The sequence below is a fragment of the Luteimonas sp. GW821-FHT14E02 genome (assembly GCF_058803905.1).
The window spans coordinates 26,271-48,263 of sequence record NZ_JBXAPK010000005.1 but is presented as its reverse complement, the minus strand read 5'-3'; the positions used below and the strand labels follow the sequence as shown (position 1 = coordinate 48,263).

General features: G+C 64.6%; 13 protein-coding genes. 7 read left to right on the top strand and 6 right to left on the bottom strand.

Annotated features, from left to right (window positions below; all coding sequences use genetic code 11):
* Nucleotides 1–94: 94 nt before the first annotated feature.
* The 3 genes from AC1RNP_RS09635 to tkt all read left to right on the top strand — a co-directional run bounded on the left by AC1RNP_RS09635 (nucleotide 95) and on the right by tkt (nucleotide 4,000).
* Nucleotides 95–1,426, top strand: a complete 1,332-nt coding sequence (locus AC1RNP_RS09635) for a dicarboxylate/amino acid:cation symporter (RefSeq protein WP_493051294.1) — start codon at nucleotides 95–97, stop codon at nucleotides 1,424–1,426.
* A 5-nt stretch (nucleotides 1,427–1,431) separates the two neighbouring features.
* Nucleotides 1,432–1,926, top strand: a complete 495-nt coding sequence (locus AC1RNP_RS09630; RefSeq protein ID WP_493051041.1) for a hypothetical protein — start codon at nucleotides 1,432–1,434, stop codon at nucleotides 1,924–1,926.
* 79 nt (nucleotides 1,927–2,005) lie between these two features.
* Nucleotides 2,006–4,000: a transketolase gene (gene tkt / locus AC1RNP_RS09625; protein ID WP_493051040.1), complete on the top strand. Its 1,995-nt coding sequence runs from the start codon at nucleotides 2,006–2,008 to the stop codon at nucleotides 3,998–4,000.
* Between the two features lie 69 nt (nucleotides 4,001–4,069).
* On the opposite strand, the gene AC1RNP_RS09620 is transcribed toward tkt, so the two are convergent.
* Nucleotides 4,070–4,489, bottom strand: coding sequence for a hypothetical protein (locus AC1RNP_RS09620; RefSeq protein ID WP_493051039.1), 420 nt, complete (start codon nucleotides 4,487–4,489; stop codon nucleotides 4,070–4,072).
* A 45-nt stretch (nucleotides 4,490–4,534) separates the two neighbouring features.
* Nucleotides 4,535–4,936 (bottom strand): DUF4087 domain-containing protein, encoded by a 402-nt coding sequence (locus tag AC1RNP_RS09615; protein WP_493051038.1) that lies wholly within the window; start codon nucleotides 4,934–4,936, stop codon nucleotides 4,535–4,537.
* A 251-nt stretch (nucleotides 4,937–5,187) separates the two neighbouring features.
* On the opposite strand from AC1RNP_RS09615, the gene clpB reads away from it, so the two are divergent.
* Nucleotides 5,188–7,773 carry an ATP-dependent chaperone ClpB gene (gene clpB / locus AC1RNP_RS09610; RefSeq protein WP_493051037.1) on the top strand — a complete coding sequence of 862 codons (2,586 nt, stop codon included), beginning with the start codon at nucleotides 5,188–5,190 and terminating at the stop codon, nucleotides 7,771–7,773.
* Between the two features lie 41 nt (nucleotides 7,774–7,814).
* Here clpB and ybaL read toward each other — a convergent pair whose 3' ends face one another.
* The 3 genes from ybaL to AC1RNP_RS09595 form a co-directional block, all read right to left on the bottom strand.
* On the bottom strand, nucleotides 7,815–9,491 hold the full coding sequence (ybaL, locus tag AC1RNP_RS09605) for a YbaL family putative K(+) efflux transporter (protein WP_493051036.1): 1,677 nt from the start codon (nucleotides 9,489–9,491) through the stop codon (nucleotides 7,815–7,817).
* 149 nt (nucleotides 9,492–9,640) lie between these two features.
* A complete protein-coding gene (locus AC1RNP_RS09600) occupies nucleotides 9,641–12,016 on the bottom strand; it encodes a TonB-dependent receptor plug domain-containing protein (protein ID WP_493051035.1) in 2,376 nt (791 codons plus the stop codon).
* Between the two features lie 212 nt (nucleotides 12,017–12,228).
* Nucleotides 12,229–14,622, bottom strand: a complete 2,394-nt coding sequence (locus AC1RNP_RS09595; RefSeq protein ID WP_493051034.1) for a TonB-dependent receptor plug domain-containing protein — start codon at nucleotides 14,620–14,622, stop codon at nucleotides 12,229–12,231.
* A 406-nt stretch (nucleotides 14,623–15,028) separates the two neighbouring features.
* Here AC1RNP_RS09595 and AC1RNP_RS09590 point away from each other — a divergent pair, with 406 nt between their 5' ends.
* On the top strand, nucleotides 15,029–16,897 hold the full coding sequence (locus AC1RNP_RS09590) for an ABC-F family ATP-binding cassette domain-containing protein (protein ID WP_493051033.1): 1,869 nt from the start codon (nucleotides 15,029–15,031) through the stop codon (nucleotides 16,895–16,897).
* Nucleotides 16,898–16,980: 83 nt separating this feature from the next.
* Here AC1RNP_RS09590 and AC1RNP_RS09585 read toward each other — a convergent pair whose 3' ends face one another.
* Nucleotides 16,981–19,302, bottom strand: coding sequence for a glycogen debranching protein (locus AC1RNP_RS09585; protein ID WP_493051032.1), 2,322 nt, complete (start codon nucleotides 19,300–19,302; stop codon nucleotides 16,981–16,983).
* 308 nt (nucleotides 19,303–19,610) lie between these two features.
* Here AC1RNP_RS09585 and AC1RNP_RS09580 point away from each other — a divergent pair, with 308 nt between their 5' ends.
* Nucleotides 19,611–19,946 carry an FmdB family zinc ribbon protein gene (locus AC1RNP_RS09580; RefSeq protein ID WP_493051031.1) on the top strand — a complete coding sequence of 112 codons (336 nt, stop codon included), beginning with the start codon at nucleotides 19,611–19,613 and terminating at the stop codon, nucleotides 19,944–19,946.
* 258 nt (nucleotides 19,947–20,204) lie between these two features.
* Nucleotides 20,205–21,977, top strand: a complete 1,773-nt coding sequence (gene aspS, locus AC1RNP_RS09575) for an aspartate--tRNA ligase (RefSeq protein ID WP_493051030.1) — start codon at nucleotides 20,205–20,207, stop codon at nucleotides 21,975–21,977.
* Nucleotides 21,978–21,993 lie beyond the last annotated feature (16 nt).

Here is a 21,993-nt window from a genome sequence, read left to right as displayed (position 1 = left end):
GCAGGAAGCGCTTGGCGAGCCGGGTTTGCTAAGCTGCGGCCGTTTTTCGCCTGCGGAGCCCGCCATGTCCGAACCGAACATGCCCGAATCGAGCATGCACACTGGCGGGCATCGCCGGAAAGACGGGCGCATGCAGCTGCATTGGAAGATCGCGATCGGTTTCGTCGTCGGCCTGGTTTTCGGCCTGATCGTGCACTATGGCGTCGGACCCGAGGCGCAATGGGTGCAGCTGCTGACGAAATACGCGACGCAGCCGTTCTCCACGGTCTTCCTCAACCTGATCTTCATGATGATCGTGCCGCTGCTGTTCTCGGCGCTGGTGGTCGGTGTGTCGGAGATGGGCGACATCGGATCGTTGGGGCGGATCGGCTGGCGCACCTTGCTCTACACCGTGCTGCTGTCCGGCGCCGCGGTGCTGCTCGGACTGGTGATGGTGAACCTGTTCCAGCCCGGCGCCGGTGTCGACAAGGCGCTGGCGCAGCAACTGCTCACCGAAGGCGCCGAGCGCGCGCAGGCCATCGTCAAGGACAGCAGCAAGAGCGATTCCAGCGGCCTGCACATGCTGCTGTCGATCGTGCCCTCGAACGTGATCGGCGCGGCCTCCGACAACGCCTCGATCCTGGCATTGATGTTCTTCGCGCTGATGTTCGGCATCGGCATGGTGCTGACCAACTCGCCGGCGGTGCAGACGCTCAAGCGCGGCATCGAGGGCCTGTTCGAGATCTCGATGACCCTGATCGGGCTGATCATCCGCCTCGCGCCCTATGCGGTGTTCTGCTTCATGTTCAATCTGGCTGTGCTATTCGGCTGGGATCTGATGCTGCGGCTTGGCGCCTATGTGCTGGTGGTGTTCTTCGCCCTCGTCATCCATCTGGTGGTGACGTATTCGCTGGCCCTGAAATTCATCGGCGGCTATTCGCCGATGCGCTTCTTCAAGGGCGTGCAGGAGGCGATGCTCGTCGCCTTCTCCACCGCCTCCAGCAACGCGACATTGCCGGTGTCGCTGCGCCTGGCCGACGAGGCGCTGGGCCTGCCGCGCAAGGTCTCGCGCTTCGTGCTGACGGTCGGCGCCACCGCCAACCAGAACGGCACGGCCTTGTTTGAAGGCGTGACTGTGCTGTTCCTGGCGCAGTTCTTCGGCGTGGAACTATCGATCTGGCAGCAGGTGATGGTGATGCTGGTCTGCATCCTCGGCGGCATCGGCACGGCCGGCGTGCCGTCCGGCTCGCTGCCGGTGGTGGCGCTGATCTGCGGGATGGTGGGCGTGCCGCCGGAAGGCATCGGCCTGGTGCTGGGCGTCAACCACTTCCTGGATATGTCGCGCACCGTGGTCAATGTCACCGGCGATCTTGGCATCGCCGCGATGGTTTCCAAGGGCGAGGCCGATGGTCCTAGCCTGGAGGATCGCGGCAACAGCATTGCCTAGAAGGCGTGTCCGCACGCGTTAAGCTGTCCGCGCCCGGCATGATGGGCGCATCCACTTCAGGGAAGGTTGAAGGAATGGTGATGAGAGCGTTCTTTTGCGCAGGATTGCTGATGGCGCTCCTGCCGTTCGCGCAAGCGCGGGCTCAGGAAGGCCAATGCATGGATCACTACAGCAAGGAAGGCAATATTCTGAAAGGCCGCTCATTCAGGAGCTGGGCCGAATATCCCGGCATTTCCGTCGATGCCGCCTTCAAGAAGCTGCAGCAGGAAGTGGTCCGACAGGGATTCACGGTCATCAGCGCCGACAGGAAGGCGGGCACCATTTCCGCCGATCAAGGCGTGTCCGGCAGCGGAAGGCGGGTGCCGTTGAACATCCTGGTGTCCAGGAATGGCGGCGGCGTTCGCGTCGAAGTGTCATTCACGCCCGCCGGCGGGCTGCTCGTGGACAGGAAAGGCTTGAAAAAGGGCTTTTGCGACATCCTGGAAGCGCCGGTCAAGTAACGAAACCGCGGCAGGCGACAGGGCATTCCCGAGGTGGGACAATAAGCATCCCACACATTGCTCGGCGCCTCGGTTCTCCATGACATCCGCCCCCACTCGCCGCGACCTCGCCAACGCCATCCGTTTTCTCGCCATCGACGCCGTCCAGGCCGCCAATTCCGGCCATCCCGGCATGCCGATGGGCATGGCCGACATCGCCGAAGTGCTGTGGAACGACTACCTCAGCCACAACCCCAACAATCCGAAGTGGTTCAACCGCGACCGCTTCGTGCTCTCCAACGGCCACGGTTCGATGCTGCAGTACGCGCTGCTGCATCTGTCCGGCTACGACCTGCCGCTGGAGGAGATCGAGAATTTCCGCCAGCTGCACTCGAAGACGCCGGGCCATCCGGAAAACTTCGTCACGCCGGGCGTGGAAACCACCACCGGCCCGCTCGGGCAGGGCTTCGCCAACGCCGTCGGCATGGCGCTCGCGGAAAAACTGCTGGCGCAGCGCTACAACCGCCCCGAATTCGCGATCGTCGACCACCGCACCTGGGTGTTCATGGGCGACGGCTGCATGATGGAAGGCATCTCGCACGAAGCCGCTTCGCTGGCCGGCACCTGGGGCCTGGGCAAGCTGGTCGCCTTCTGGGACGACAACCACATCTCCATCGACGGCAATACCCAGGGCTGGTTCACCGACAACACACCGGAGCGTTTCGAAGCCTACGGCTGGCACGTGATTCGCGGCGTCGACGGCCATGATCCGGACGCGGTGAAGGCGGCGATTGAACAGACGCTCACGCGCGACGACAAGCCGACGCTGATCTGCTGCCGCACCACGATTGGCTTTGGTTCGCCCAACAAGGCCGGCAAGGAATCCGTGCACGGCGCCGCGCTCGGCAAGGACGAAGTCGAAGCCACGCGCAAGGCGCTGAACTGGAACTACGGCCCGTTTGAGATTCCGCAGGACATCCGCGACGCCTGGCGCGCCGGCAACGCCGGTCTCGTGCGCGAGGACCAGTGGAATACCCTGTTCGACAAATACGCCGCGCGCCATCCCGAGCTCGCCGCGGAACTGACGCGCCGCTCGCACGCCGAACTGCCTGCCGAATTCACCGCCGCCGCCGATGCCTACATCGCCAAGCTGCAGGCCGATGGCCAGACCATCGCCTCGCGCAAGGCCTCGCAGATGGCCATCGAGACCTTCGCGCCGCTGCTGCCGGAACTGCTCGGCGGCTCCGCCGATCTCGCGCATTCCAACCTGACGTTGTGGAAGGGCAGCAAGACCGTGGCCAGCGACGACCCGGCCGCCAACTACGCCTATTACGGCGTGCGCGAATTCGGCATGACCGCGATCAGCAACGGCCTCGCCGTGCATGGCGGCTTCATTCCCTTCGACGCCACCTTCCTCGTCTTCAGCGACTACGCGCGCAACGCTGTGCGCATGAGCGCGCTGATGGGTGCGCACGCGATCCACGTCTACACGCACGATTCGATCGGCCTCGGCGAGGACGGCCCCACGCACCAGCCGATCGAGCATCTCGCGTCCTTGCGCTACATCCCGCACAACGATCTGTGGCGTCCCTGCGATGCGGTGGAGTCGGCCGTGTCCTGGCGCGCCGCGATCGAGCGCAAGGATGGTCCGAGCTGCCTGATCTTCTCGCGGCAGAATTTGCAGCACCAGCCGCGCAGTGAGGCGCAGGTGGCCGACATCGCCCGCGGCGGCTATGTGTTGAAGGATTCGGTCGGCGCTCCGGAGTTCATCTTCATCGCCACCGGTTCCGAGGTCGGCCTCGCGGTGGAAGCGGCCGCGAAGCTCGGCGACAAGGTGCGCGTGGTGTCGATGCCGTCCACCAACGTCTTCGATCGCCAGAGCGCGGAGTATCGCGAGTCCGTGCTGCCGAAGGCCTGCCGCAAGCGCGTCGCGGTGGAAGCGGGTGTCACCGATTTCTGGCGCAAGTACGTCGGTCTCGACGGTGCCGTTGTCGGTATCGACAGCTTTGGCGCCAGCGCGCCGGCTGAACAACTGTTCCCGTACTTTGGCTTCACCGTCGACAAGGTGGTCGAGGCTGCGAAGTCGCTGGGCTGAATCCGGAATCCGGCTTCGGCTTGAATGCAATATCAGGCCGCATGCGATTCATGCGGCCTGGCGCCTGCGCTAGGCGGTGCTGGGACGGGGAGTCGGCTGGAATGAATTGTCGGCCGTAAACTCGCGCAGGCGCTCAATGGTGATGCGCTGATTGTTGCGCAGCCAGGGATCTGAAAGCTCCATGCCGGAGAGCGAGGCGTCGGATTGTGCGCTCAGCCAGTCGACGAAAGCGACCCGTGTGGCGAACTCCAGCCTTTCGCCGGCCAATGTGCTGCCGATTACTTCCATCTGGGCTCTGCTCAGGATGAGGCCGTCATCAACTTCGGCGTACACGTAAACGTCACCATCCTTGTAGAGGCCCATGCCGCAATAGTCGCGATGCGAGTAGCCGAAGAATCCAACGGCATCCAGCTTGTCCGCCACCTGCATGGCGAGATCGCGGCCAATGATTGAATCTGCGAAGGAGCTGGAAGGAGAGGAAGGGGACATGGCGGTTAACACCCGGATTTAAGGCAGGACAGAAAGTGGGGTGGGTTACTCCGGCTCTTTGAGCGCCCGGTCCCTTCGACAAACGCTGAGCGGGCGCGAACTGGCGCTGAGAATGCGTTTGATCTCATGGGTGCTTTCATCCGCGACTACGCGAAGGCAGGCACAGCCATGGCCATAGCTTCCGTTCGTGGCGATCCACTCGCGAGGCCCGAACTCGGGCCAATCGCCCTCGGCCAGATGTGCGCCCTGGATGCCGATAACCCACTCCGCATCCCGGTCGGTAAGCCACGCGTTTCCTGGAGTCGGGTTCTCGAACCAGCCGCAACGCAGGACGGATGGGTCATTCGCCTGTGCTCGCGACGGTGTGGTTGCTGCGAGGCTCGCGCCAATCACGATCGCCAGATGCGCAAGCGGCGCGAAGCGATGATGGCTAGGGGCATGAGGCATGGCGTGTGTCCTTAATGGTGGTGTCCTTAAAATCAGCCCCTACATCCTGCCATGCCGGCCTTCCCTGGTTCTTGCGCAAGCCTCCCAGGATTGGGCGGTCGGGCGCAGAGGCCACGGCCTGGCTTCCGATGATGCGATTGATGCCGGGCCGTCTGTGGGCCGGGCGTCCGGGCCGGCTTGAAACCCACATCGCCACCCGCATTTCATGGGTATTGCCGGCCCCGCGCCGGCCGCTTTCCGAGGCAACCCCGATGCGAATGGACAAACTCACCTCGCGTTTCCAGCAGGCGCTGGCCGACGCGCAATCGCTGGCCGTGGGCCGCGACCACAACCTGATCGAGCCCGTGCACCTGCTGCTGGCCCTGCTCGACCAGCAAGGCGGCGGGACGCGACCACTGCTCACCCAGGCCGGCGTCAACGTGCCGGTCCTGCGCGAGCGGCTGACGGAGGCCCTGGACAAGCTGCCGAAGGTGTCCGGTCAGGCCGGCCAGATTTCCGTCGGCAACGATCTCGGCCGCCTGCTCAACGTCACCGACAAGCTGGCGCAGCAGAAGGGCGATGCCTTCATCGCCTCGGAGTTGTTCGTGCTGGCGGCGCTCGACGACAACGGCGATGCCGGCCGGGCATTGAAGGCGGCGGGCGCCGACAAGCGCAAGCTGGAAGCGGCGATCGACGCCATGCGCGGCGGTGAATCGGTGAAGGACGAGAACGCCGAGGACGCGCGGCAGGCGCTGGAGAAATACACGATCGACCTCACCGCGCGCGCCGAGAGCGGCAAGCTCGATCCCGTGGTCGGCCGCGACGAGGAAATCCGGCGCACGATCCAGGTGTTGCAGCGCCGTACCAAGAACAATCCCGTGCTGATCGGCGAACCCGGCGTCGGCAAGACCGCCATCGTCGAGGGGCTGGCGCAGCGCATCGTCAACAACGAAGTGCCGGAGGGCTTGCGCGGCAAGCGGGTGCTCTCGCTCGACATGGGCGCGTTGATCGCCGGCGCCAAATATCGCGGCGAGTTCGAGGAGCGCCTGAAGGCGGTATTGAATGATCTGGCCAAGAACGAAGGACAGATCATCCTCTTCATCGACGAACTGCACACCATGGTCGGCGCCGGCAAGGCGGAAGGCGCCATGGATGCCGGCAACATGCTGAAACCCGCGCTCGCTCGCGGTGAGCTGCACTGCATCGGCGCGACCACGCTCGACGAATACCGCAAATACGTCGAGAAGGACGCGGCGCTGGAACGCCGTTTCCAGAAGGTTTTCGTCGGCGAGCCGAGCGTGGAGGACACCATCGCGATCCTGCGTGGTTTGAAGGAACGCTACGCCGTGCATCATGGCGTTGAGATCACCGATCCGGCCATTGTCGCCGCGGCCACGTTGTCGCATCGCTACATCAGCGACCGCCAGTTGCCGGACAAGGCGATCGATCTGATGGACGAGGCCGCCTCGCGCATCCGCATGGAGATCGACTCCAAGCCGGAGGAGCTCGATCGCAAGGAGCGCCGCCTGATCCAGCTCAAGATCCAGCGCGAAGCGCTGAAGAAGGAGAAGGACGACGCCTCCAGGCAGCGTTTGGCCGATCTCGAGAAAGAGATCGAAACGCTGGAGCGCGAATACAACGATCTGGAAGAAGTGTGGAAGGCCGAGAAGGCCACGCTGCAGGGCGCGACCAAGATCAAGGAGCAGATCGAGCAGGCCAAGCTCGAACTCGAGGCCGCGCAGCGTCGTCAGGACTACGCGAAGATGAGCGAGATCCAGTACGGCATGCTGCCGGAGTTGGAGAAGCAGCTAAAGGCCGCGCAGGAAGCCGAGACGCAGGGCTTCAAGCTGCTGCAGGATCGCGTCACCGCCGAGGAGATCGCCGAAGTCGTGTCGCGCTGGACCGGCATTCCGGTCAGCAAGATGCTCGAAGGCGAGCGCGAGAAGTTGCTGAAGATGGAGGATGCGCTGAAGACGCGCGTCGTCGGTCAGGAGGAAGCGATCCGCGTCGTCTCCGATGCCGTGCGCCGTTCGCGCGCCGGTCTCTCCGATCCGAATCGGCCGAGCGGCTCGTTCCTGTTCCTCGGTCCGACCGGTGTCGGCAAGACCGAGCTGTGCAAGGCGCTGGCGGAATTCCTGTTCGATAGCTCGGACGCGATGATACGCATCGACATGAGCGAGTTCATGGAGAAGCACAGCGTCGCCCGTCTGATCGGCGCGCCTCCGGGCTACGTCGGTTACGAGGAAGGCGGCTATCTCACCGAGGCCGTGCGCCGTCGTCCGTACAGCGTGATCCTGCTCGACGAGGTCGAGAAGGCGCATCCGGACGTGTTCAACGTGCTGCTGCAGGTGCTCGACGATGGCCGCCTCACCGATGGCCAGGGCCGTACCGTTGATTTCCGCAACACCGTCATCGTGATGACGTCCAACCTCGGCTCGCATCAGATCCAGGAATTGGCCGGTGACGATTCATCGGAGGCCTATACGCAGATGAAGGCGGCGGTGATGGGCGTGGTGCAGGCGCACTTCCGTCCTGAGTTCATCAACCGTCTCGACGACATCGTCGTGTTTCATCCGCTCGACAAGGTGCAGATCAAGGCGATTGCGAGGATCCAGATGCGCGGTCTGGAGAAGCGGCTGGCCGAGCGCGGGCTGCGCATCACCGTCAGCGACAAGGCGTTCGAGCTGCTCGGCAATGTCGGCTTCGATCCGGTCTACGGCGCGCGTCCGCTCAAGCGTGCGATCCAGCAACAGTTGGAGAATCCGCTGGCGCAGAAAATCCTGGCGGGCGAGTTCGCCAACGGCGATACCGTGCAGGTCGATGCACAGGGCGGACAACTGGTGTTCGTGAAAGCCTGACGGTACCCGGCGGCGCCTTCTCTGGTGGAGAAGGCGTCGTTTCAGGCGGGATGTGTCCGCAGCTGCCTGTAGGGCGGCGTTGCCATCACCATTTCGGCCAGCGAGTAGGCGAGTTCGCGCTCCGCCAACACCGCGCCATCGGCGCCGTGTGCAAGCAGATGCTTCACTTCGGCATCGCTGTGCGCGCGCGCGAGCACGGTGATCTCGGGATTCAGCACCTTGAGCCGTGCGATGGTCTCGCCGGCTTCCAATGCCTGTGGAATGGCGAACACCGCGAGCTTGGCACGTTCTGGCGCGGCTTCCAGCAACACGCGCTCGACGGCGGCGTTGCCTCGGATCGTCGGCATGCCCATCGCACGCGCATGCGCGACGCGGTCGGCCTCGTCCTCGATCACGACGACCGGCACGCCACGTTCCTGCAGCAGCTTGGCGAGCTGACTGCCCACGCGCCCGAAGCCGACCACGATGGCGTGGTCGACGATGTTGTCCGGCAGTTTCACGGGCTCGTCGACGGGGTCGATGGTCTTTACGGCGTTACGCGCCTCCCAGCGATCAAGCAGCGTGAACAGGAATGGATTCGCCACGATGGAGAGCAAGGCGCCGGCGAGGATCAGGTCGCGCGCGTTTTCCGTGAGAACCCCCATGTCGACGCCGAGCGAGGCGAGGATGAAGGAGAACTCGCCGATCTGCGACAGGCTTACGGCGATCGTCAGTGCCGTCAGTTTCGGCAGCTTGAGCAGGCGCACGATCAGCAGAGCGACCGAAGCGTTGCCGAGGATGATGATCGCGAAGGTGGCCAGCACCAGCCAGGGATGCTCCACCAGGATCGAGGGATTGAACAGCATGCCCACCGAGACGAAGAACAACACCGCGAATGCGTCGCGCATCGGCAGCGAATCGTTGGCGGCCTTATGGCCGAACTCGGACTCGTTGAGCAGCATGCCGGCAAAGAACGCGCCGAGCGCGAACGACACGCCGAACAGTTCGGCGGCGCCGAACGCCACGCCCATCGCCAGCGCCAGCACGCACAGGGTGAACAGTTCGCGCGAGCCGGTGCCGGCGACACGTTCCAGCGTCCACGGGATCGCGCGCTTGCCGACGATGAGCATCACCGCGATGAAGGCGCAGACCTTCAGCAGCGTGAGGCCGAGCGCGGCGAGGATGCTGCCGATTCCCTGGTTTTCGCCGCCATCCATCGCGCCGGCCAGGGCGGGCAGTAGCACCAGCGCGAGCACCATCGCCAAGTCTTCGACGATCAGCCAGCCGATCGCGATGCGGCCGCGGCGTGTCTCCAGCAATCGCCGCTCTTCAAGCGCGCGCAACACCACCACGGTGCTCGCCACGGAAAGCGCGAGGCCGTAGACGACTCCGTTCATGATCGGCCAGCCCATCGCCAGCGACAGGCCGAGGCCCAGCAAAGTCACCACCGTGATCTGCGCGACCGCGCCAGGGATGGCGACGGCCTTCACTTCCATCAGATCCTTCAGCGAGAAATGCAGGCCGACCCCGAACATCAGCAGGATCACGCCAATTTCCGCCAGCTGTGGTGCCAGTGTCTGGTCGGCGACGAAGCCGGGCGTGAACGGCCCGGCAATGATGCCTGCGACCAGATAGCCAACCAATGGTGACAGCCGCAATCGCTGCGCGATCAGCCCCAGCACGAAGGCCAGGACGAAACCGATGCAGAGGATGGCGATGAGGGAAGTGTGGTGCGGCATCGGCGACTCCGTCGTGCGATTGCGTCGATCATGACGGTCGCATGCGAATCATGCAAATCCGTCGGTGTGGGAGGCGTCTGTAATGACGGAAAAAAGAAACCCCGCGAAGGCGGGGTTTCCATTTGAAGCGAATGGAGCGATGTACTGCATCACCATTTGTATCCGATCTTGCCGTAGACGTAGGCGCCGTTGAAGCCGAACGGCGAGGCGGTGTTATAAGGAAGATAGGTGCGGGCGCCGAGTGCGGTCTTCGATTCGTCGGGATATTCGTCGAGCACGTTGTCGGCGCCAAGCGTGAAGTCCCAGCTGTCCAGTTTGTAGGTGGCCGCCAGATCGAGCGTCCATTTCGCATCGAAGGTCTGATCATTGGCGTAGTTCGGCACGGGCACTGTGCCGTCCAGCCAAGTGAATTCGCCATAACGCGTGGCGGTGGCGGTAAGTGCCCAGTGTTCGCTGTTCCAAGTGCCGCCGAGCATGAACTTGTCGCGCGGGGCGCCTTCGGTGATGCGGCTGATCTCGGTGCGGCCGATGCGCACCGCGTTCGGATCGATCGCTTCCAGCGCGGCGGGATTGTCGGCGATTCGGCGGATCTTCGTCTTGCTGTAGTTGTAGCCGGCTGTCAGATCGAGCGTGCCAGTGTCCAGCTTCCAGCGGTAGGTGCCGATGATGTCGACGCCGGTGGTGCGCGTATCGACCGCATTGGTGAAATAGCGTCCGCCACCGATACCCGGACGGATGGTCTGGAGGAATTCGCGTACCGGTGTGGAAATCAAGTTTTCGGAGAGGACGATGCGATCGTCGATGTCAATGCGATAGGCATCCACAGTGATGTAGAGCGCATCGATCGGTTGCAGCACCAGGCCCAGGCCGAAGTTGGTCGATTCCTCGGCCTTGAGTGGCTCGGCGCCCAGCGCGGCAGCGATCGGGCTGTCGACGCGGAAGGTACCGATGTCGTAGGCAACGCCGCTGATGAAATTGGTCGCCACCGACTGGAAGTATTGCTGCTGCAGCGATGGGGCGCGGAAGCCGGTCGACACGGTGCCGCGCAGCGCGACCTTGTCGTTGAAAGCGTAGCGCGCCGACAGCTTGCCGGTGGTGATGTCGCCGAAATCGCTGTAGTCCTCGTAACGCGCGGCGATGCCGGCAGAGAACTTGTCGGTGAAGTCGGTTTCGAGGTCGACGTAGAACGAATGGCTCTCGCGATTGAAGTTGCCGGAGTCATCGGGCCGGAAGCCGGAGAACACCTGCGCGCCCGGCAGGATCGCGCCGCTGGAGGCCGGAACGCCGCCGTTGGCATAGGACAGTGGTTCGCCAGGACTCTGCTTGAATTTCTCGCCGCGCCATTCCGCACCGAAGGCCAGCGTCACCGGATAGGCGAGGCCCCAGTCCAGTGCCTTGCTGATATCCAGGTTGAGCACGTTCTGGGTGACTTCGAGTGCGCCAGCGTAGAACTCGGTTGGGGACGCGTCGCCGAGGCTGCGATTGAGCGTGTTCTCGATGTCGAAGGTGAGGCGGTTGCGCCCGTAGTCCAGACTCAGGTCGACGTTCCATCCCTCGGCAACGGTGCCGTGAATGCCGCCCACGAAAGAGGTGTCCTTGCTGATGTTGTGGATTTGCGGCAGGAAGCCGTTCGGGTAGATGTTCGGGTTGTTGCGCGGGTCGGTGTCCCAGCGGAAGTAGCCGTTGGAGAGCACGTCGCGTTCGCTGTAGCCGCCGAACGAGTAGAAGCTGACGCCTTCGGCGGGATTGAACTCGGCGTTGTAGGAAAAGGCACCGGAATCGACTTCCGGATCGCCGTAGCGTTGCTCGACCACGCCGCGATAGGGCCGTGCGCGGTTGGTGTTGTCCTGATGGCCGCCTTGCGCGGCGAGGCGGATGAATCCCTTGTCGCCGAAGTCGAACCCGGCATTGCCGGCGAGGTTCCATTGCTCGCCGTCGCCGGCGCTGTATTTTCCGCCGGTGGCGCTGATGCTGCCGTCACTGCCGCTGCCCTTGAGGACAATGTTGATCACGCCGGCGATGGCATCGGAGCCGTATTGCGCGGAGGCGCCGTCGCGCAGCACTTCGACGCGTTCGATCGCGGATACGGGAATCGCGTTGAGATCGACCGGCGAGGAGCCGCGGCCCTGGCTGCCGTTGAGGTTGATGAGCGCGGTGGTGTGGCGGCGTTTGCCGTTGATCAGGACCAGCACCTGATCCGGTGCGAGACCGCGGATCTGCGCCGGACGTACCGCATCGGTGCCATCGGTGATCGCCGGACGCGGAAAATTAAGCGAGGGAAGGGCGCGCGACAGCGCGGTCGCCAGTTCGGGCGTGCCGGTGGCCTGCAGCGTCTCCGGCGTGATGATGTCGATCGGCGACTGCGATTCGGCGACGGTGCGATCGCTCACGCGAGTACCGGTGACGACGAGGGTGTCGAGCGTGCTGGGTTCCTTGGGCTGGCTTTCGGCGGGGGCTGTCTGGGCCAGTGCGGAGGAGGAAGCGAGGGCGAACAACAGGGCTGCTGACAACGGAGTACGGCGCATGGAACGACTCCTGAACAGGATGGCGTCCCGTGTTTAACACGGCCGTAACAAATGCGTCAATTCGCGCTTGGTCTGGTTTTGACCCGGAATGTCCGGAAATGGGACTCCGTTGGGTGTTCCATTCCGGGTATCGGCGATGACTTGGTGCGCATCCGCCATTCCGTCGCCACGGAATGGCGGATCGTGCGCAACAAATGCGGTCAGCGATCAGCTCACCACTTGTAACCGACCTTGCCGTAGACGAACGCGCCGTTGAAGCCGAACGGCGAATAGCTGCTGTAGGGCAGCTGGCCGCTCTCGCTGTTGGCGTAGATGGCTTCGTCCGGATATTCGTCGAGGACGTTGTCGGCGCCGAGGGTGAAGCTCCAGCCACTGATGGCGTAGGTGGCGGCGAGGTCGAACGTCCACTTGGCACCGAAGGTCTGGTCGCGCGCGCCGCTGGGATCGTCGTTGAAGGTGTGGAATTCGCCGTAGCGCGTGGCGGCGGCGTCGAAGCGCCACGGACCAGTGGTCCAGGTGCCGCCGACGAAGAATTTGTCGCGCGGCGCGCCCTCGGTGATGCGGCCTCGTTCGACGCGGCCGATGCGCTGCAGGTTGAGACCACCGGCGGTCAGCTCCGGCGGATTCGCCGCGATGCGTTCGAGCGTGGTCTTGTTGCGGTTGTAGCCCGAGGTGAGGTTGAGCGTACCGTTGCCCAGGTCCCAGCGATAGCTACCGACGATATCGATACCGCGCGTGCGTGTGTCGACCGCGTTGGTGAAGTAGCGCCCGCCGGTGATGCCGGGATAGCCGCGCGCGGTGAGGAAGGCTTCTACCGCCGGGCCGCGCAGGTTCTCGGACAGGATGATGCGATCATCGATGTCGATCTGATAGGCATCGACGGTGATGTAGAGCGCATCGATCGGCTGCAGCACCAGGCCCAGGCCGAGGTTGGTCGATTCCTCCGCCTTGAGCGGTTCGGCGCCGAGCGCGACTGCCGCCGGATCGTCGACGGCGAAGGTGCGGATTTCGTAGGGCGTGGGATCTCCGAGCACGATCACCGTCTGCGTGGATTGATAGAACTGCTGCTGCAGCGATGGCGCGCGGAAGCCGGTCGAAATCGTGCCGCGCAACGCCACCTTGTCGTTGAAGGCGTAGCGCGCGGACAGTTTTCCGGATGTGGTTTCGCCGAAATCACTGTATTTCTCGTAGCGGCCGGCAAGGCCGAGCGAAAGTTTCTCGGTGACGTTCGCCTCGAGATCGGCATAGAACGAGTAGCTGTTGCGATCGCGATTGCTGGCATCGGAAGGTGTGAAGCCGGGGAACACCTGCGCGCCCGGCGCTCCGGGTTCGGGGCCGGAGATGTAGGAGGCCGGCTCGCCGGCCGCTTGCACGAAACGTTCGCCGCGCCATTCCGCACCGAAGGCGAGAGTGAGCGGATAAGGCAGCCAGCTGACGTCGAAGCTCTTGTTGAAGTCGGCGTTGAGCAGGTTTTGTGTCGTTTCCAGCGAGCCGATGTAGAAACTGCGCGGCGTGGCTTCGCCGAGCGTGCGGTTGAGGCTGTGGCGCACATCGAAGTCGAGCTGGTTCTGGCCGCGGTTGTAGCTCAGGTCGATGTTCCAGCCGCCGGCCGTCTTGCCGCGCAGGCCGAGCACGAAGGCGCGGTCGTAGCTGTGATTGTCGATCTGTGGCAGGAAGCCATCGGGATAGATCGAGGGGATATTATTGGGGTTGCCGGGCGCACGGTAGTAGCCATTGGAGATGGCACGGCGGCGGCTGAAGGTGCCGAAGGAATAGAACTCGATGCCTTCACTCGGGCTCCAGTCGGCGTTGTACGAGAACGCCGCATCGTCCACTTCCGGATCGCCGTAACGGTGTACGACGCGGCCGGGCGGATTGCTGGTGGGCGTGACCGTGCCGAGATAGGGCCGCGCGCGGTTGGTGTTGTCCTGATGGCCGGCCTGCGCGGCCAGATGGATTGCGCCGTTCCCGCCGAGCTTGAAGCCGGCATCGCCGGAAAGTTGATACTGCTCGCCGTCGCCCGCGCTGTACTGGCCGTAGCGCCCGGAAATGCTGCCGCCTTCGCCGCTACCCTTGAGCACGACGTTGATCACGCCAGCGATGGCGTCGGAGCCGTACTGCGCCGAGGCGCCGTCGCGCAGCACTTCCACGCGCTCGATCGCCGCGATCGGGATCGCATTGAGATCGACGGGCGAGGAGCCGCGGCCGATGCTGTCGTTGAGATTCAGCAGCGACGTGGTGTGGCGGCGTTTGCCGTTCACCAGCACCAGCACCTGGTCGGGCGCCAGTCCGCGCAGCTGCGCGGGGCGGATGGCATCGGTGGCGTCGGTGATCGCCGGGCGCGGGAAGTTCAGCGAGGGCAGGGCGCGCGCGAGCGCGGTGGCGAGCTCCGTGGTGCCGGTGGCATCGAGCGCTTCGGGCGTGATGATGTCGATCGGCGCCGTGGATTCGGCGACGGTACGATCGCTGACGTGCGTGCCGGTGACGATCACGGCATCGAGGCTGGTGGCATTCGCAGGGGGCTCGGGTGCGGCTTCCTGGGCGGCCGCGGGCAGGGCGGCGAGCGCGGCCAGGATTGCGCCGAGCAAGAGGGTGGTACGGGGCATGAACAGCTCCGGCAAAGACGAGGGGGAGGACGGCACAGGCCGTTGATCGGATTATTCGTCGCCGTCGCGGAGCGTGGTCCAACTTCTGTTCATGACCTGATGCCCATCGGTCATGCGGCCGGTTCGTGCGATCATGAGGGCCTGTTTACACGTATGGAAGGGGTCGCGTTGCTTCTCAATGGCCGTCAGGTGGTGTTGCGCGGCGCAGCGCCTTGCTGCCTGCAAGGTCAAGCCGTGCGGCGCCGCATGGCGGCCATTGAGAAGCAACCCGAAGGGCCGGGCCTACGGGCGCGCGAGGCAGCGTCATCGTTCGGTTGCGTATCGGCATACGCGCCCTCACTCTTCCTTGCCTCGCGCGCCCATAGGCCCGGCGCGACCCCTTCCATACGTGTAAACAGGCCCTAGCATGATTTCGTTCCGTGATTTCGCCCTGCGGCGCGGCGAGCGCCTGCTGCTGTCCAATGTCGATCTGGCCCTGCACTCCGGCTGGCGTTGCGGCGTGGTCGGGCGCAATGGCACTGGAAAATCCTCACTGTTCGCGGCGGTCCGCGGTGAGGTGGAGGCCGACCGTGGCGACCTCGACGTGCCCAACCGCGTGCGCATCGCCAGCATCGCGCAGGAAATGCCGTCGCTACCCGATCCGGCGATAGATTTCGTGCTGTCTGGCGATGCCGCCGTGCACGCCGCCCTGCAGGACGAGGCCAACGCCTTCGCCAACGAGGATTGGGAGGCGGTGGCCGAAGCGCACCACCGGCTCGAGGAGCTCAATGGCTACGACGCGACCGCGCGTGCCGGCAGGCTGCTGCACGGCCTCGGCTTCTCGGCGGAGACGCACCAGCAACCGGTGAGCGCCTTCTCCGGCGGCTGGCGCGTGCGCTTGAACCTGGCGCGTGCCCTGATGACGCCGAGCGATCTGCTGCTGCTCGATGAACCGACCAACCATCTCGATCTCGATGCCGTGCTGTGGCTGGAACAGTGGTTGCTGAAGTATCCGGGCACGCTGTTGCTGATCAGCCACGATCGCGAGTTCCTCGACAACGTCTGCACCCACACCCTGCATCTCAACGACGGCAAGGCGAAGCTGTACGCGGGCAACTACACCGCTTTCGAGCGCCAGCGCGCCGAGCACTTGCGCCAGCAGCAGATCGCGTTCGAGAAGGAGCAGACCGAGCGCGCGCATCTGCAGAAGTTCATCGACCGCTTCAAGGCCAAGGCCAGCAAGGCGCGCCAGGCGCAGTCGCGCATGAAGCGTCTGGCCAAGCTGGCCGGCACCGAGGCGGTGCGTGCCGAGCGCGAATTCCGCATCGACTTCCCGCAGCCTTCGAGACTGCCGCATGCACTGCTGCGGCTTAACGATGCGGTCTGCGGTTATGGCGCCGGCGTGCGCATTCTCGACAATGTCGGCTTCGGGCTGGAGGCGGGCGATCGCATCGGCCTGCTCGGCCCCAACGGCGCCGGCAAGTCGACGCTGGTGAAATCACTGGTCGGCGAACTGCCGCTGATCGAAGGCGAGCGCTACGCGCATCCGGACTTGCGCATCGGCTACTTCGCCCAGCACACGGTGGAGGCGCTGGTCGCCGGCACGTCGCCGATCGACCACTTGCGCGAACTGTCGCCGAACACATCGACGCAGGCCTTTCGCGATTTCCTCGGCAAGTGGTATTTCCCGGGCGACCGCGCCTTCGAAAGCATCGATGGCTTCTCCGGCGGCGAGCGCGCGCGATTGGCGCTGGCATTGATCGCATGGCGGCAGCCGAACGTGCTGCTGCTCGACGAGCCGACCAACCACCTCGATCTCGACATGCGCGAAGCACTGGCCGAGGCGCTCAGCGATTTCGACGGTGCCATCGTGCTGGTGTCGCACGATCGCCATCTCATCGGTTTGGTCAGCGACAGCTTCTGGCGCGTGGCCGACGGCGTGGTCAAGCCTTTCGACGGCGATCTCGACGAGTACGCGTCCTGGCTGCGCACGCGCGCGGGCGGCGGCGAAGGCAAGCCGCCCGCCTCCGCGCCCGTGCCGGCCGCGCAGACACCATCTGCGCCGGCGAAAACCGCGAAGCCCGCCAAGATCAACCCGCACAAGCTGGCGAAGGCGGAGGCGCGTGCGGCGGAACTGGAAACGCGTCTGGCCGCGATTGAAACCGAACTTGCCGATCCCGCGGCGTATGCCGATGGCGGCAAGCGTGCGGCCGATCTTGGGCGCGAGCAACAGACGCTGCGCAGCGAGTTGGAATCGGTCGAGCAGGAGTTGCTGACGCTCTACGAATCGACTTGACGTCCGAAGCCGTTCGTCGGGTCCGCGTCAGGCTCAGTCGCCGTCGTCCCGGCTTTCGCCGGGACGAAGAATCGGGATGCCCGTTACTTGGCGATCAATAACAACACCGAACGCGCTTCCAGCCCATAGACGGTGTTCTCGCCACCAATCAACGTTTCCGAACCCGGCGTCACCACGGTGTTCGCGCCTTCGTTCCACGTCGCCGTGTCGGTGACGCGGTACCACTGCTTGCCCGTTCCCGGCCAGGGCAGGGTGAAGTTCACGCTGCCCGACCAGCCGTTGTAGGCGATGTAGATCGCGCTGGCGCCATCGCCGAATTCGCTGCCGTCGATGCGCCAGGCGATGGCGTGATTGTTGGCATCGTTGAAGTATGCGGAATCCGCCTGCGCGCCGTTCGGCTTGAACCAGCGCAGCTGCTCCATCACGTTGCCGTTGTTGTCGACGCTGGAATAGAAATTCGCCGGACGCAGGGCGGGGTGCGCCTTGCGGAAGGCGATCAGGCGCTTGCTGTAGGTCTCGAAGTTGGCTTCGTAGCTGTCGCGTGTCCAGTACAGCCAGTTGGCCGCCGAATCGAGGTTGTAGGCGTTGTTGTTGCCGAACTGGGTGCGCAACGCTTCGTCGCCGCCGGTGATCATCGGCACGCCGGCGTTGAGCATGAGGAACGCCATTCCGGTGCGCGCCGCCTTGCGCTGCTCGGCGAGATTTCCGCCCTGATCCCAACTGTTGTTGTTGTCCTCGCCGCCGTCGGAGGGGCCGTAGGGCCAGGGCTGGTTGTTCTGCTTGCTGTTGTAGGCATACAGGTCGTTGAGGGTGAAGCCGTCGTGGGCGACCATGAAGTTGATCGAATGCCACGGCTTGCGGCCGTCGTCGCCATAAAGATCACTGGAGCCGGCGAAGCGCGTGGCGAGCGTGCCCGTGGTGACGGTTTCGAGGCCGAGCTTGTTCTGCTTCTTGCGCAGCGCGTCGCGGTAGATGCCGTTCCATTCCGCCCATCCGGCAGGAAAGCCGCCGACCTGATAGGAATTGCCGCCGATCGCCCAGGGTTCGGCGATGTGATCGATGCCGCTGCCGCCTCCCGCGGGGCGTGAGGGCAATTCGCTGAGGATGCGGTTGATCGCGTTGCCGGAGTCGCTCTTGTCGAAATTGAAGCAGCCGTGCTGGCAGCTGTTGCCGAGCACCGAGGCGAGGTCGTAGCGGAAGCCGTCCACGCCCAGTGCGTCGCGCCACCATGCCAGAGAATCGACGATCAGGTTCTGCGCGATGGCATTGCGCGAATTGTAGTTGCCGCCGACGCCGGTGTTGTCCCAGGGATGCTGGTAGTCGGAGGTGAGCGAGTAGTAGGTCGGATTGTCGAGGCCGCGGAACGAATAGAGGTTGTAGACAGTGAGCCCGTCGGTGCCGCCCCAGGCGCCGCCTTCGCCGGTGTGGTTGTAGACCACATCGATGTAGACCTTGATGCCGGCGTCGTGGAAGGCCTTCACCATCGCCTTCCATTCGCGCGTCGGGCCGCCGGGTGTCTTGTCGGAGGCGTAGCGGCGGTCCGGGGCGAAGTAGTTCAGGGTCATGTAGCCCCAGTAGTTGTCGTCCGTGGTGGAGTTCGGAGCGATGTCGTTCTGGTCGTTGCCGGTTTCCTGTACGGGCAGGAATTCGACGGCGGTGACGCCGAGGCCGGCGAGATAGGACGCCTTCTGCGCCGCGCCGGCGTAGGTGCCGCGGATCGAGGCGGGGAGCGAGATGTCGTTCATCGTCAGTCCGCGCACGTGGACTTCGTAGATGACGTCGTCTTTCAGCGCGCGAGTCGGTTTGGTGCCGATGGACGTGGTATCGGCGGCCAGTACGATGCTCTTCGGCGCGCAGGCGCCGCTATCCTTGTTGCGATGGGTGGCTCCGGTGGCGTAGAGGCTGCCGTCCTGGCACGTGGCGGTGATCGGGTCGTGGCTGATCTCGCGCGTGTAGGGATCGATCAGCAACTTGTTGGGGTTGAAGCGGTTGCCGTTGGCATCGACGTCGCTGGCGAAGCCGGTGCCGGTGCCCTTGGTCCAGGCGCTGTTGTACGGCCAGTTCGGGCCCCAGGCGCGATAGCCGTAGTAGACGGTGCCGGTGATGCCGTAGGTGCCAGACAGCGTGGCGACGGAGACGGTCTTCGACCAGATGTTGGTCGTGGTGTCCTTGGTCAGCACGTAGCTGACCTTCTCCTGCGCGCCCTGCGCGGTCTTGTAGATCCACACCTCGATGCGCGTCGCGCGCGAGGAGTAGACACGGAAGGTGATGTTGCTGGCGGTGGCGTCGTATTTCGCGCCGAGATTCTGCGCGTCGATCGCCGCGCGTGCGTTCGTCGGCTGCACGAGCAGCAGCAGGGCGAACAGTGTGAGCAGGCAGGACGAAAGCAGTCCTGTCGATGACATCCGTACTGGCATCCGAAGCGGCATCGCATCCTCCACGCTGGCGATTGAGCAGTGTTTCCCCGTTCGGCAGTATCCCGCCGTGTGCAAATGCACATGGAGGACTGCATTCGTATTCATAGCCGCGCGCATCACGCTTTCGAGGGGGCGGACAGGGAACGCGACCCTGGCCGATTTAGACGTCGACGGAGCCTGGTGGCGGCCGGTTTGTGGCCTTTGGGAGGGCGGAATGTCCCTTTCGGCCTGCCGCGTGCTTGATTTGGTGGCGCCAACCCCCAAAATTCCCGGCGTTTCCTAGAACGATTGAGCCGATGCCGATCTACGCCTTCCACTGCACCGCCTGCGGCCATGCCTTCGACCGGCTGCAGAAGCTGTCCGACCCGGACCCCGACACCTGCCCGGCCTGCGGCGCGCAGGCCATCAAGCGCCAGCTGACCGCCCCCGCGTTCCGGCTTGCCGGCAGCGGCTGGTACGAGACCGATTTCAAGAAGGACGGCGACAAGAAGCGCAATCTGGTCGAGGGCGGCGAGGGCGGCAAGGCCGGGGGCGAGAGCAAACCGGCCGAAAGCAAGCCCGCTGGCGACGCCAAGCCGGCGGCGAAGATCGAGACGACCTCCGCGCCCGCGGCCGCCAAAGCGGCGGAATAGCCGGCTTTTCCTTCTCCCGTTGGGAGATCGAAGCCGCATCCGCGGCTGAGGGCCCCGAAGGGGCGGATGCGGGCGGGGCAATGCCGGCCCACGGGAACGTTCCCAGGCGAATCGTTCTCCCGCCCTCATCCGGCGCTTCGCGCCCCTCAGCCGCTCGAAGCGGCTTCGATCTCCCAACGGGAGAAGGGGTGGCCGCCTCGCTGCCTTAAACTATCTAGTCTTTCGGCTGCCGCAGCGCAGCTCTTGCTTGGAATCCCTATGCGTACCCATTTCTGCGGCCTGATCGACGAAAGCCTGATCGGCCAAACCGTGACCCTGTGCGGCTGGGCGGACGTCGCCCGCAACCTCGGCGGCCTGTGCTTCATCGATCTGCGCGACCACGAGGGCATCGTCCAGATCGTCGCCGAACCCTCGGACGCCGCCGGCAACGCTGAAGTGATCGCCAGGGCCGCGCACGTGGGTTACGAGGATTGCCTGCGCGTGACAGGCACGGTGCGCGCGCGCCAGAGCGTGAACGACAAGATCAAGACCGGTCGCGTGGAGATCGTCGCGACCAGGATCGAAGTGTTGAACAAGGCCGAGCCGCTGCCGTTCCACGCGCACGAGAATCCGGGCGAGGACATCCGCCTGAAGTACCGCTACCTTGATCTGCGCACGCCGCCGATGCAGCGCATGATGCGCACGCGCATCCGCCTGGTGCAGGCGCTGCGCCGCTGGCTCGATGCGCGCGGCTTCCAGGACATCGAGACGCCGATCCTCACCAAGGCCACGCCGGAAGGCGCGCGCGACTTCCTGGTGCCGGCGCGCATGCATCCGGGCGAGTTCTACGCGTTGCCGCAGTCGCCGCAGCTGTTCAAGCAGATCCTGATGATGGCCGGCTTCGACCGCTATTACCAAATCGCGCGCTGCTTCCGCGACGAGGCGCTGCGCGCCGATCGCCAGCTCGAATTCACCCAGCTCGACATGGAATTCGCCTGGGTGGAAGAACACGACGTGCAGGACACGGTCGAGGCGATGATCCGTGACGTGTTCCGCGAAGTGATGCAGGTCGAGCTCGCCGATCCGTTCCCGCGCATGACTTATGCCGAGGCGATGCGTCGCTATGGCTCCGACAAACCCGATCTGCGCATCGCGCTGGAGCTGGTCGATGTCGCCGAGCTGGTGAAGACATCCGAGTTCAAGGTGTTCACCGATTGGGCGAACCATGAGGATGGCCGTGTCGTGGCGCTGCGCACGCCCGGTGGCGCGGCGCTGTCGCGCAAGCAGATCGACGATCTTGCCGCGCATGCGGCCAAGTTCGGCGCCAAGGGCCTGGCGTGGATGAAGGTCGAAGACGCGGGCAAGGGACGCGAAGGCGTCAACTCGCCGATCGCCAAGTTCCTTGACGACGCCACGCTCGCCGCGATCCTGCAGGCCACGCAGGCAGGCAGCGGCGATCTGCTGCTGTTCGGCGCGGCCGATTACAAGACCGCCAGCGATTTCATGGGCGCGCTGCGGCTGAAGCTCGGCCGCGATCTCGGCCTGGTCGAAAACGGCTGGAAGCCGTTGTGGGTGACCGATTTCCCGATGTTCGAATGGGATGCTGAAGAGAACCGTTACGTGGCCCTGCATCATCCGTTCACCGCGCCCGCGGTCGATGACGAGGCCGATCTGCGCGCCAACGCCAAGATTGCGGTCTCGCGCGGCTACGACATGGTGCTCAACGGCAACGAAATCGGTGGCGGTTCGATCCGCATCCATCGCTCGTCGATGCAGTCGGCGGTGTTCGAGTTGCTCGGCATCGGCGCGGAAGAGGCGGAGGCGAAATTCGGCTTCCTGCTCGAGGCGTTGCGTTACGGCGCGCCGCCGCACGGCGGTATCGCTTTCGGCATCGACCGCATCGCCGCGCTGATGGCGGGCACCGAGTCGATTCGCGATGTGATCGCGTTCCCGAAGACCACCACCGCGCAGTGCCTGATGACCGGCGCGCCGTCGCCGATTCCGGACGCGCAGCTGGCGGAAGTACACGTGATGGTGCGGCCCAAGTCCTGAGGTGGCGATGGGCCCG